Consider the following 13252-nt stretch of genomic DNA (forward strand, 5'->3'; position numbering starts at 1 on the left):
GATTAATATTTTATGAATTCAAACACAGAAATCAATAGCAAAATGCTAGATAAGCATGGCTTTAAAGGCATACTAGCAAATTTGATGAAAGGCCTTCATACTGACAGAGACTTTACGTTATTTTTAATTGTAGGACTTTTTACAGGAATAGCAAGTGGAATAAATTCTACAATTTTTAATAACTTTTTAAGCGACACCTATAAGCTCTCTGCTTCTGCAAGAGGAATAGTAGAATTTCCTCGAGAACTCCCCGGAGCTCTTATAGTTGTTGTTTTAGCTCTTCTTTCTTTTCTTGGTGATATAAAAAGTTCAGTACTGGGAATGCTGTTTGCAGCATTAGGAATGCTAGGATTGGGCATGTTTTCGCCTACCTTTGCAAGCATGCTGGTTTGGATGATGCTCTTAAGTTTAGGCACTCATATTTTTATGCCTTTATCCGCAGGCATAGGAATGTCTTTATCTAAAAAAGAAAACTTCGGCTCCAGACTTGGAAAGTTTAGTGCCTATAATTTAATAGCTTCAATTATAGGCTATACAATTGTGTGGCTAGGATTTAATTATCTTGGACTTACTTATAAAATAGCATTTTTAATAGCTGCATTTTTTTATGTATTCGCTGCAGTATTTCTTGGCCTTATGAAAACTTCTAAGCCTAAAAAGAAAAAAATTAAATTTATATTTAGAAAAGAATATAAACTCTACTATATTTTAAGCATAGTAAATGGTGCTAGAAAACAAATTTTCTTAACCTTCGCACCTTGGGTACTCATTCAAGTATATCATCTTAGCCCTCCTACTTTTGCAATATTAGGCTTTATAGTATCAGCGCTAAGCATTTTAACCAGAACAGTTATAGGAAATGCAATTGATATAAAAGGAGAACGTTTTGTTCTTTCACTTGAAGCAATAATATTAATTATTATTTGCCTTGGATACTCCTTTGCTGCCGACATTGCACCAGCTAGTATAGCTGTTATTATAATTGCTGCCTGCTATATTATAGATAACTCAATGAGCGTAGTTGAAATGGCACGTTCAACCTATGTTAAAAAGATAGCTGTCCATCCTGAAGATGTAACTCCAACTTTATCGGCAGGAACAAGTTTTGATCATGTTATAGCAATGACCATTCCATTCTTTGGAGGAATATTATGGGCTAGTTTTGGATACAAATACGTATTTCTTGCAGCTGCCTTTATAGCAATCTTAAATTTATTTCTATCTATGAAAATTAAAATAGAAGCTTAAAATAACAGAAGCTGTCTCATCAAAGCGAGACAGCTTCTATTATTCTAATTATTTTCTTCAGTCTTAATAGTATATTCCTCATTCATAATCTTGAGTTTGCTTAAAATATAGAATATTATTGATAGAATTATTCCAACTACTGCAGCAAGAGCCATTCCCTTTAATTCTACTGTATTTATAGTTATTTTTGCTCCACTTACGCCTATAACGAAGGTTACTGCAGCTAAAACCATATTATAGTTCTTGCTGAAGTCAACTTTTTGTTCAACCAGCATTCTTATACCTGAAGCTGCAATAACACCATAAAGAAGTATAGTTATACCACCCATTACTGGAGTTGGTATGCATTTTATAGCAGCAGCAACTTTTCCTATACAAGAGAATATAATTGCAAATACAGCAGCACCTCGTATTACCCAAACAGAATAAACACGAGTAATAGCCATTACACCTATATTTTCACCATAGGTAGTATTTGGAGGTGAACCTGCAAAGCCTGATAAAATATTACTAATACCATCACCTAATAAGGAACGGTGTAAACCTGGGTCCTTTATTAAATCTGTTTCAGTAATATTTCCTGTTACTATTAAATGTCCTATATGCTCTGCAAGAACTACTAAACAAGCTGGAGCAATAATGGCTATAGCGTTAAAATCCAAAACAGGAGCTGTGAACTTAGGAAGCTCAAACCAAGGAGCTGCAATTATAGGTTTTACATCAAACTGTCCCATAAAAGAAGCAAAAATACACCCTGCAATTACCGCTATGAGTATTGGAATTATCTGAAGGAACTTTCTAAAGAGTACAGAACCAAATACTCCTATAGCTAATGTAAATAAAGCCACTGCGATAACCTTAGAGTTTGGATCTCCAACCAAGCCTGCCTGACTGGCTGCTACTGGTGCAAGTTCAAGGCCTATAACCGCAACCACTGCTCCCATTACAGCTGGAGGCATAACTATATCTATCCACTTTATACCCGCGTATTTTATTATAAACGATACAATAACAAAGAATAAGCCAAAAAAGATAAATCCTGATTGAGCGTGTGAGAAGCCTCCATATTTAGAAATAATAAGTGTTGTAGGCGCGATAAACGCAAAGCTTGAACCTAGGTATGCAGGTATTCCGCCTTTGGTAACTAAGGTATATACTATTGTTCCTATACCATTCATAAGCAGCGCGATAGCAGGATTAACCCCGAGTAAAAAAGGTACTAATATAGTAGCACCAAACATTGCGGTAAGATGTTGAAGGCTTAGCGGAATAGTTTCTATAATAGGTAATTTTTCATGAATACCAACTATTCTTCTCATTAAATTCACACTCCTATAATTTAATTATTATTTATGGATGGCTTTGTAAACTCTGTCTGCAGTTAATGGAACCTCATAAAGCTCAGTTCCTATTGCATTAGACACTGCATTACCAATTGCTGAAGTGATAGAAATCATTGGGTGCTCAGCGCAGCCTCTCGCACCATAAGGACCATCTAATTGAGGTGTTTCAACAAAATACACTTCCATCTTCTCAGGTAAATCCTGCATGGTTAAAATCTTATAATCTACAAAATTTCTAGTTAAAAGCTTTCCGTCCGAATTATAGAGAAGAGTTTCTGAAAGCGCTGTACCAAGTCCTTGAATAATTCCTCCAATCGCTTGACCTTTAATAAGAGTTTGATTTATTACATGACCTACATCAAAGGAAGAAACAATTTTTAATATTTCTATGTCTCCAGTACTAGTATCAACTTCAATTTCTACACCATGAGCACCATAAGTCCAATCAAGTCCAGGCCTTCCCTGTCCAGTCTCCTTATCAAGATTTGAAAGTCCTTGAGCAATGCTCTTTCCTCTTCCTATTAGAGGTCCTCCTATGGAGTTTCCATTGCTGTAAACATATCCAATAGCCAGCTTATCAAAGGCTACTCTTTCTTCTGGATGCTGCTTAACATATACATATCCATCTTCTAAAGCAAGCTCATGTTTTACGGCACGGAGAACTACAGAGGCTACCTCCATAATTTGATTTATAAGATCATCACATGCATCCAGTACTGCGTTGCCTGCTAATATGAGCATACGGCTTGCAACAGTCTGCCAGTCGTAAGGGCCCGAATTTGTATTGCTCTCATAAACAGCTTTTACCTTTTCAATTGGAAGATGAAGCTTTTCAGCAACCATCTGAGCCAGTGCTGTATAAGTTCCCTGCCCGTAATCAATACCGCTTACATTAAATCTTAAGGTTCCATCCTCGTTCATTTGTATTATGGCAGAAGTTGCAGAGGAGCTTGGCATAGCAGGTGCCTTATGAAGTACAGCAATTCCCTTTCCTCTGTACTTTCCTGTTTTCTTTTCTCTATCTTTTTCTTCATCCGTCTTTGTTATGTTATAACCAATTTTTTCTGCTACTAGTTCAAGACATTTATCTACCCTTCCAGTGTTTTCATTAACAAGTTCTCCTGTTATTGTTCTAGATCCTGGCTTTAGTAAATTCTTCATCCTAAACTCTAAAGGATCCATACCTAGAGCTTTAGCAATAAGTTCTCTTTGTCTTTCAATTGCCCAGAAAAATTCAGCATGCCCAAATCCTCTATAGGCAGTACCAAATACATGGTTTGTATATACAGTATAGGAATCCAGCTTTACATTTTCTATATCATAAGGTCCAACACCCGAATATCCTGAAGCTCTTCCTATGTTTACTCCGTAATCAGCATAGGCTCCTGCATCCCAGAGGTACTGAATTTCTTCGGCAACAATTTTACCTTCCTTTGTTACTCCAGTTCTTACTTTAGCTAAAAGGCCTTGCCTGCATGGAAAAGTACATACTTCTTCTTCTCGAGTAGCTACAAACTTTACAGGTCTTCCATTTGAGTATTTGGACAGAAGAGCAACTAAGGGTTCAAAGTGGATGCCTGCCTTTCCTCCAAAGCCTCCACCTACATAGGGTACAGTAACTTCTATTTTATTTTTTGGTATTCCAAGTGCTACTCCAAATAAATCTCTAACTGCAAAAGGAGATTGAGCACTGGACCAAATTTTTATTCTGTCCTCTGAACCCCATTTTGCAATGACTGCATGCGTTTCCAGAGGTACATGAAGAACTTGAGGCTGATAAAACTTATTTTCTAAAACCAAGTCTGCTTTTGAAAAGCCTTCTTCTAAATTCCCTTTTCTTAATTTAAAATGATTTGCAATGTTTGTGCCCGGCTCAGGAAAGAATACATTTTCAATCCACTTATAACTTTCAATGTGTTCATGAACCAAAACACTTTTCTCCCTAAAAGCTTCTTCAATGTCTTGAACAACAGGCAAAGGCTCGTATTCAATTTCTATTAAACTTACAGCTTTTTCTGCTGTATCAATATCGACTGCTGCAACTGCTGCAACCGCTTCACCATAATACCTTACCTTGTCTACTGCAAGTATAGGTTTATCCACCATATAAATTCCAAGTTTATAATAAGCCTCCTTACCTGTAAGTACTGCTTTAACTCCAGGCAGTGCCTTAGCTTTTGAAATATCTATATTTTTTATCTTAGCATGAGCATAGGTACTGGTTTTTAATTTGGCATAAAGCATACCTGGAAGCTTCATATCTTGAACATATTCTGCCTCTCCTGTAACCTTTTCTACTCCATCGACTCTTGGTATGCCTTTACCTACATACTTATTATTCATTATTCCACCTCACCCTTAACTACATACTCAATTGCTTCAATAATAGTTTCATAACCTGTGCAGCGACACAAATTTCCCTGCATAGCTTCTTTTATATCTTCTCTAGTAGGTGATGGATTTCTATTTAAAAGCGCTCTAGCTGACATAATCATACCTGGCGTACAAAATCCGCACTGAAGTGCATTTTGCTTAATAAATGCCTTCTGAAGCTCTGAGAGTTCTCCATTTTTTGCTTCTCCCTCAATAGTTAAGATTTCTCCATCCTTCGCCTCTAAAGCCATTACCAAACAAGAGTTTACAGGCTTACCATTTAAAATAACAGTGCAAGCCCCACATTCTCCGGCACCACAGCCTTCCTTTGTGCCAGCTAAACCAAGCTCCTCTCTTAAAAGCCAAAGTAAAGTCTTGTTTGGTGCAACCTCTGTAAAAATCTCTTCTCCATTAACAAAAAGATGCAATTTTTCTTTATTCATTTTCTACACCTCTTTCGCTAAGCTTTCTAACAATTGCTTAGTTAGATATCTTGCCATCGCAATTCTATAATCTCTCGATGCTCTCTGGTCACCAATAGGATTAATAACAGACACAACCTTTTCTATTATTTCTTCTTGAATCTTAACATTTTTAATACTATATTTAGTTGCCGCTTCAAAGTTATCGAGAAGCACTGGTATTGGCGCCACCGCTCCTAAGGCAAGCTTTAAGCTTCCATCTTCCTTAATAAAACCTGCTGCTCCTATCTGTGCCAGGTCATGCCCTTTAATCCTGGATTTTCTAAAATAATGTCCCTTTCCCTTTAAGTATGGGAATATTATTCTTACAGCTATTTCATTTTCCTTAAGTACAGTTTTCTTAACACCCAAGAAGAACTCTTTTAAAGGTATCCGCCTTAAGCCCTGTTTTGAAACTGCCTCCACAATACCTTCAAGCACTAAAGAAGGTGCAAGCATATCACCAGCAGGTGAAGCATTGCAAATATTCCCCAGCATTGTGGCGCGATTTCTCAGCAAATAATTAGCCAGAGTTTTACCTGCTTCTACTAGAATAGGATAGTTTTCTCTAACATCCTTTGCTTCTATTATCTCATTTAAGGTTACAGCTCCCCCAATTGATAAGCCTATGTCCTGTGTAAATTTCAATTCTCTCATCTTTGCTATTTTCTTTATATCAATCAAATATTTGCAGCTAATCATATTATCTTTAAGATTAATTATTAAATCTGTTCCTCCAGCTAAAACCTTAGCTTCTTTACCGTATCTGTCTAGAAGCTCACAAGCCTCTGCTATGGATTCAGGCCTAAAATATTCTTGCTCAAGCACTTTACTACCCCCTATTCTATATAAAAATAGCCCACTAAAAATACTAAATCCATATAATACTGTATTTTCAGTGAGCCATAACTGTAATTTAAATTTATATTTTATTCTTCATCAAAGCCAACAATACGGCAAATGCAGGATTCTCCACCAACAAACTTCCAAGGGAAAGCTCCTATAACTAAACGCTTATTTAAAACTTTATCTATTTCCCCGCCAAGATTTTCAGCATGAATTATATTTAAAGGAAACAGCGGAATATGCATTACCTGATAGTCACTGTCTGGCATTAATTCCTCCATAGTCTTACCATACTTTCTTCTTAAATAAGCATCACATTCCTTAGCTTCTTTAGGCTGCCACTCACGAATTTTTGTATTCATAGGATGATCAGCAGAACCACAGTCAACGCCTATCCATTTAATCTTCTTTCTTATACACCACTCTTCAAATTCTCTTAAGGGTCCAGGATGTTTAACCATATATCTTACTTCATCTGCTTCTGGCTGATCCCAAGCATATTTATGATAGCCTGTATTTATAATAAGGATATCTCCTTCTTTAACTTCTACTCTATCTTCAATATCTTTTGAAGTATATACACCGTAATCTTCAGCTATATCGCTTAAATCTACAACTACACCTTCCCCGCAGAGAAAATCAAGCTCTAGGCTTGCAATGTCTCCTCCATGTGTACAAAAGTGAAGAGGTCCATCAAGATGTGTACCAACGTGATTTGAATGTGTCAATACTTGACCATTAGCTCCATTTGGTGATAATCTTTTAAAAAATTTTATTTGTAGTGGCTCATAAGTTGGCCATGGTGGTGTTAAATGGCTTATAGGCTGACTTAAATCATACATCTTTATATTGTTCCAATTACTAATCATAAAACAAACCCCCTGATTTTATAATTTTTCTGCTAATTTTATAATTGCATTAGCAAAACATTCCCAAGGCGGATTAACAAGTCCTGCTCCAACTTGGCCTATGCCTGCTTCTTTATGGGCAATTCCTGTATTTATTTGAGGAAGTATATTTTTTTCAATTACTTTTCTTACATCTACCGCTGTAGCTGTTCCCCTAAAATCAAGAATAGGAATTGAAAATGTGTTGCTTTCTCCAACTGTTATTTCATACATCTTTTCTGAGTAATTCAATGCATCCTGTGGAACTCCGCCAACAAACTGCACAATTGCTATAGCAGCAGCCATTGCAAAGCCGCCATAGCCGCAGGTTTCAGTAATAGCGCTGTCACCTATGTCAGGATTGCAGTCTTCTTCTTTAAAACCTGGAAATAATAATCCTTTAACCATTTCTGCTGGTGCAGTAAACCACTCGCCTTTAAGTCCGCTTACTCTTATACCAAAATCAGTACCATTTCTGCTCATAGTTACAATTGCAGTGCTGTTTTTAACACCATCTGCAGCATCCAAAATACACTTTGCAGCCGGCATTGAAAGATTCAAGAAAAAGTGATCATTTCCATTTACAAATTTAACTATATCTACAAGCTCCTTTTCAGGAAGTTTTGCTTCTATCAAATAAGGCATAATAGTTCTAATGAATAAAGAAGTACCCGCCTTATTTCTATTGTGACATTCATCTCCCATATGCATGGCTTGCGCAATTATAGTCTTAATATCTATACCGCCAGATAGTCTTATAGCCTTTTGAAGACCAGGAGCTAAAACATCCTTCATCCAGTTCAGTCTATTTATAACCTCACCGCTATAAGCTCCAAACCTTAATACTTTGCCTAATCCTTCATTTAAGGTGCAATAGGCAAAGTTTTTAAGGGTTCTATTTTCTACAACAAACACTGGCATTGAAGGAGATATTATTCCCGCCATTGGCCCTACTGAATTATGCTCATGGCAAGGACTGAATTTAATTTTTCCTGAAGAAGCAAGTTTCACTGCTTCCTCTTCATTACTAACTCTGCCTTCAAATATAAGAGCGCCTATTATAGCTCCTTTCATAGGCCCGGCCATTCTTTCCCAGGTTATTGGCGGACCTGCATGCAAAATCGTATCCTCATCCATATAAGATATAACATCTATAGCTCTTTGAATATCTACCAAAACAGCCTGTGAAGTATTTATTCTTCTTAATACCTCTAAATTTGCTTCATCTATTTCCGGTCTGTTTGAAAGTTTATCCAATGCTTTAATAAGTCCAACCTGGCCTCTGGCTATTGGTTTCCATTGAAGGTGAATTGTGTCAACATTAATGTTTTTCAGTTCATTAGCAAAGCCTTCATTGCCAAGATTTACTACCTTTATGCTTTGTTTAAACAAATCCTTTATTGCCATAAGCCGCTTCCTCCTTCAAAGCCCAAAGTTAATTCAGCTGCAAGACTTGCTGCCCTTACATTGCTGTCAAAAACAACGAAACCAGCATCCTTTAGCTTCTTAACTTGTTCTTCATAATTTTGAGGATCTTCTTTTGTTCCAACAAGAGCAGCTATCCAGAACACTTTTCTTTTTTGTGCGTCAAGCTTAATATTTGCAATTGCTGCTGCTTCAGCCGCTATACCTGCAGGATCTATATGTGATCCATGCCCAAGTTCTACATCTAAAAGTATAACTGCAGTTTCAGAATCTAGGGCTTCTTGTACAATTCTCTTATTTCTAAGACTAGGCTCAATCATTGGATGTGGTTTTCCCCTGGTAAAAAAATCATCACCCATATCCAGGAAGCAATTTCCCTGACTAATTTCTATATTTGAAAGTTCCTCTCTCTTATCAAAAGGAATATTAGAAAACATAGGTATACCTTTTCTTCTAAACACTGTCATTGCTTCATCGCAAAGGGTTCCCCCACCATAAATTGCTCTGATATATTTTTGATTCGGCTTTCTAGCAGCCTTAAATTCCGCTAAAGCCGTTGAAAAATCCTCAGAGTTTTCAGTAATTATTTCTTTTTCTAAGGAAAGAGATACAGCCTTAGCTGCGGTTTCTTCTAAATTGCTGCATTTTATTATATTCTTCCCAGTTACCTCCATATCTTTGGAACCTAAGAGGCATAAAACTACTGGTTTATTTAAATTTTCAGCACAACTAAACACTTTATAAGCTACTTCAGCTGCAGGTGGCTTTGAGATTATTACAACCACTTTCGTTTCTTCATCTTCCTTTAAGGCTTCTAGTGCACTAAGCATTGTTCTTCCTGAAACCTTTGCACTTAAATCTCTTCCTCCAGTACCAATAGCTTGAGATACTCCTCCGCCAAAGGAATGGATAAGAGTTGTAACTTGCTGAAGCCCTGTACCCGAAGCTCCAACAATTCCAATATTTCCTCTTCTCACTCTATTAGCAAAACCTAGTGGCACTCCGTTTATTATAGCGGTACCACAGTCAGGCCCCATCATCAGCAGTCCTTTTTCGTTTGCTAAATTTTTTAGTTCTATTTCTTCTTCAACGGTAACATTATCGCTAAATAGAAAAACATTCATATTATTTTCAAGTGCAATCTTAGCTTCTCTTGCAGCATAAATTCCTGGAACAGAAATTACAGCCATATTATAACCTGCATCGAGCCTTGCAGCTTCTTCAATTCTTTCAAAGCTTTTTTCATTGCCTTGACTTTTCTTTTTTCCTCTATTACTCAATAGATCTTCTATTTTATTTAAAGCATTATTTAAAGCCTCTTCATTTTCTGTGCTTATGCCTATCATTAAATCGTTAGGAGAAGCAGTTTCACAATCCTTCGAAAGAAGTCCTACATGTCTTAGGGAATCTTTATTTAATTCAGTTCCCATTCCGACTAATACTTCTATAACTCCATTTAATTTGGAAACTTCTCCCGAAATCTTCATAAGCGTTACAGAATCAAAATAAGCATTAGATTTTACAATAGTTTTAGTGTGCAATGTTTTCACCTTGCCTTCCAATTAACTCAAGAGCTTTTAAAAAACCTGTATATATTCCACAAGCTAAGTCACTTCCTGATGTAGCACCTACGCCAACTAATACTTTTAAAGCATTGATTATTTCTTCAACACTTCCGCAGATAACAGTATATATAAGGTTTTGAATATACTCATGATAAAGATTATTAGCAGCATTTTTAAGCATGCTGCTGCTTATATAATTAGTTCTATCTAAGTTTTTAAATATTAAATTATTTAATACTTTACGGTTGTATATATAATCACCGCAGGAATTAAAAACTGCTAAAAAACCAGTTAAGAAATCATCTCCAGTTGGCGTTAATCCTGGTCCTAAACCTATTAAACCTTTTACCGCACTAGAAAGTTTTTCAGCATTATTAAAATTTAAATTTTCAAAAGCCTCTGCAAAATAAGCCTCTCTTTGCTTATAAAGCCTTTGAAAAGCACTGTTTTTCTTTGCATATATATTTAAAGCTGCTTTTAATACTGATACATTATCCCTTTTAAGCTCATTAAGCTTCCACCTAAAACCGCTGTCTAGAGTGCCCCTCCATAACCTTGCATTTCTTAAATCAATATTTAACTTATTATTAAACTCTAAACTATATCCTGTATATAAACATCCATTAGTTTTATCAATACCTAGATATAGAAAACCCTCATCACAAAACTCCTGTATCTCAACATAAACTCCCATATGCCCTATTTTAGACGTCACAACGGACAAAAGTCCAAAGTCTGTATCTAAATTTATTACGTTATGGAAAACACTGTGAAGTTTTAAATTTTCATATATATCTAAGCTTTCTAGTATTGACTTAAAGCTCTCACCTATATAAACAGCAGATGTAGAAACTATAAACTTTTCTTTTGAAAACAACTATATAAACCTCCTAAGCTAAAGGTTTAAAAATAAAGCCATAATAGTCTTTACCTATACCTTCCTTTATAACACCTACCGTAGGTATAAGCTTCATTCCTATGCTTAACACTTCAGCATCTATTTGACCGCTGACAGTCAATCCATTTTTAAACTTTACAATACCAAAGGCTAGATAAGGCTTCATATATCCTTCCGGCAAATTATAAACCTTAGTGTAAGTAACTAGAGTTACTTCACCTTCTAATAGAATTTCTTCAAATTCACGAGCACCGCATTTTCTACATACGTAATGCTTTGGGTGATGAAGCTCTCCGCAGCCTGTGCATTTATATGCATACATATTATTTGCCATAATTATTCCTCCTCCTTTGTTAGTATTGTAGCAACTACGTTGTTTCCAAAACCGCCAAAGTTTACAGCAAGTCCAGCCTTTGCTCCTTCAACCTGCCTTCCTGCTGCTTCCCCCCTAAGTTGTCTAACAAGCTCAACTATTTGAGAAACTCCTGTCGCACCAAGTGGATGTCCCTTTGCTTTTAAGCCTCCTGAAGTGTTTATAGGAATTCTTCCGCCTATTTTAGTTTCACCGTTTCTAGCTGCAATGTGTCCTTGACCTCTTTCAAAGAAACCAACTTCTTCAGATTCTACTATTTCTAATATCTGAAACGCATCATGCAGCTCGGCAACATCTATATCTTCAGGCTTAAGCCCTGCCATCTTATAAGCTTTTTGTGCAGCAAGTCTAACAGCGAGTAAATCTGTTGGTACTTCTCTTTCTGCAACAGCATGGGTATCGGTGGCTTGACCTATACCTGCAATTTTAATTGGCTTTTTATCAAATCTTTCTGCTTTATCCATAGCACATAAAAGAACTGCTGCAGCTCCATCAGATACTGGGCACACATGGTAAACTCTTAACGGGTCCGCCACATAAGGGTTTATAACATTTGCATCCTCATCCTCAGTTATTGCATAAAGATTTGGCACAAGTCTTATATGAGCTACTGGATTATGCATAGCATTTTCATGGTTTTTAACAGATACTATAGCTAAATCCTTTTCTGTAACTCCATACTTCTCCATACACAACCTAGTGAACATCCCTGCAAAAGCTGGAAGTGTTAATCCATAATTATATTCAGCTTCCGGATGAAGCATTGTTGCAACAAAATCTGTCCCTTCCCAACCGCTTATTACTCGCATCATTTCTCCGCCTACAACAAGTACTGCGTCGCAAAGTCCGCTTGCTATGGCCATATATCCAAGCTTCACTGCAGAAGCTCCCGAAGCTGGGCCATTTTCAATAGTTTCTGCCATAGCTGGTCTTAGATTTAAAGTATCAACTAGAGCTGAAGCAACACCGCTTTGGCGGTTTACTAGACCAGAACCCATAGAAGCTACTAAAACTTGATCTATACCATGATTTTCATCAAGTTTTACACCGGCATCGTCTAGAGCTTCAACCGCAGCAGCACAAAGCATATCAGTGAATGTCCCCCCTGACCATTTACCGAATCTTGTGTGCCCTACACCAACAATTCCTACTTGACGCATCTTTTATATCCTGGAATTTGTGCGTAGGTTTCTGGGAGGATTGGATTCATAGCTGATTCCATAAGCTTTTCACTAACCGGACGGCGTCCAGTACACTTGTTTGCCTTATGTTTTTCCCAAAGTGCCTTTGTTAAAACATAAGTAGGAACTCCACCTAATTCATGCCAAACTTCTGGTCTTGATTCTAATTCATATTCAATCATCCAGCGCTTGAAACCATTTGGACTTTCAGCTACTATCCAAACCTCTTCTTGATTTAAGTAATCAAGATGGTATTCCATCTTTGCCGCAAATAATTGAGCACCTATTCTTAACCCTTGTCTTAAAGTCATAGTATGATAAGACATTCCAACCTTTTCATCAACCATACGGCCATTAACAATACCTACTATAACCCCATCAATAGTTCCAATTAAACAGTACTCATCTTTAACTCTATAGCGATAGTAGCCTAAAAGCTCAGAATACACTCTGGAGGCTACTATGTCATAGAAGTCTTTTTCAACGTTCATTAAAGGCTTTACAGCTTCAAGAACCATAGGAACCTCATCCCTTGTTATTTGTCTTACTACCATTTTCTCTCCAGTTGCTAAGGTTATATACTTAGCAGGATACTCTACCATTGGAGTTTCAACTGGTCTTAAGCTCTGTTCCATCTTATCGATTATCATAA

12 protein-coding genes are annotated in these 13252 nt (G+C 36.7%); 1 reads left to right on the forward strand and 11 read right to left on the reverse strand.

The genetic code is table 11. The features are described 5' to 3' along the window. Positions 1–12: 12 nt before the first annotated feature. A complete protein-coding gene (locus JK636_RS05965) occupies positions 13–1248 on the forward strand; it encodes an MFS transporter (RefSeq protein ID WP_420839263.1) in 1236 nt (411 codons plus the stop codon). A 44-nt stretch (positions 1249–1292) separates the two neighbouring features. On the opposite strand, the gene uraA is transcribed toward JK636_RS05965, so the two are convergent. The 11 genes from uraA to JK636_RS06020 all read right to left on the reverse strand — a co-directional run bounded on the left by uraA (position 1293) and on the right by JK636_RS06020 (position 13250). Continuing rightward, the gene (gene uraA, locus JK636_RS05970) at positions 1293–2567 is read right to left on the reverse strand and encodes a uracil permease (RefSeq protein ID WP_202747904.1); all 1275 of its coding nucleotides are present in this window, start codon (positions 2565–2567) and stop codon (positions 1293–1295) included. A 27-nt stretch (positions 2568–2594) separates the two neighbouring features. Beyond that, positions 2595–4934: a xanthine dehydrogenase family protein molybdopterin-binding subunit gene (locus JK636_RS05975; protein ID WP_202747905.1), complete on the reverse strand. Its 2340-nt coding sequence runs from the start codon at positions 4932–4934 to the stop codon at positions 2595–2597. Next, positions 4934–5407 (reverse strand): (2Fe-2S)-binding protein, encoded by a 474-nt coding sequence (locus JK636_RS05980; RefSeq protein WP_202747906.1) that lies wholly within the window; start codon positions 5405–5407, stop codon positions 4934–4936. The genes JK636_RS05975 and JK636_RS05980 overlap by 1 nt, the downstream gene beginning before the upstream one ends. A 3-nt stretch (positions 5408–5410) precedes the next feature. Then, positions 5411–6253, reverse strand: coding sequence for an FAD binding domain-containing protein (locus JK636_RS23820; protein ID WP_202747907.1), 843 nt, complete (start codon positions 6251–6253; stop codon positions 5411–5413). Positions 6254–6354: 101 nt separating this feature from the next. After that, complete coding sequence (locus tag JK636_RS05990; protein WP_202747908.1) at positions 6355–7140, reverse strand: cyclase family protein; 786 nt, start codon at positions 7138–7140, stop codon at positions 6355–6357. 18 nt (positions 7141–7158) lie between these two features. Beyond that, entirely contained in the window at positions 7159–8565 is a 1407-nt protein-coding gene (locus JK636_RS05995; RefSeq protein ID WP_202747909.1) for a YlbE family protein, read from the reverse strand. Then, positions 8556–10133, reverse strand: a complete 1578-nt coding sequence (gene fdrA, locus JK636_RS06000) for an acyl-CoA synthetase FdrA (protein WP_202747910.1) — start codon at positions 10131–10133, stop codon at positions 8556–8558. Before fdrA ends, JK636_RS05995 begins: the two co-directional genes overlap by 10 nt. Beyond that, positions 10114–11025 (reverse strand): oxamate carbamoyltransferase subunit AllH family protein, encoded by a 912-nt coding sequence (locus JK636_RS06005; RefSeq protein ID WP_202747911.1) that lies wholly within the window; start codon positions 11023–11025, stop codon positions 10114–10116. Before JK636_RS06005 ends, fdrA begins: the two co-directional genes overlap by 20 nt. A 13-nt stretch (positions 11026–11038) precedes the next feature. Next, positions 11039–11380, reverse strand: a complete 342-nt coding sequence (locus JK636_RS06010) for a Zn-ribbon domain-containing OB-fold protein (protein ID WP_202747912.1) — start codon at positions 11378–11380, stop codon at positions 11039–11041. A gap of 2 nt (positions 11381–11382) precedes the next feature. Continuing rightward, a complete protein-coding gene (locus JK636_RS06015; protein WP_202747913.1) occupies positions 11383–12579 on the reverse strand; it encodes a thiolase C-terminal domain-containing protein in 1197 nt (398 codons plus the stop codon). Next, positions 12567–13250 carry a hypothetical protein gene (locus JK636_RS06020; RefSeq protein ID WP_202747914.1) on the reverse strand — a complete coding sequence of 228 codons (684 nt, stop codon included), beginning with the start codon at positions 13248–13250 and terminating at the stop codon, positions 12567–12569. Before JK636_RS06020 ends, JK636_RS06015 begins: the two co-directional genes overlap by 13 nt. Positions 13251–13252 lie beyond the last annotated feature (2 nt).

It is taken from the genome of Clostridium rhizosphaerae (genome assembly GCF_016765585.1).
GTDB classification, from domain to species: domain Bacteria; phylum Bacillota; class Clostridia; order Clostridiales; family Clostridiaceae; genus Clostridium_AT; species Clostridium_AT rhizosphaerae.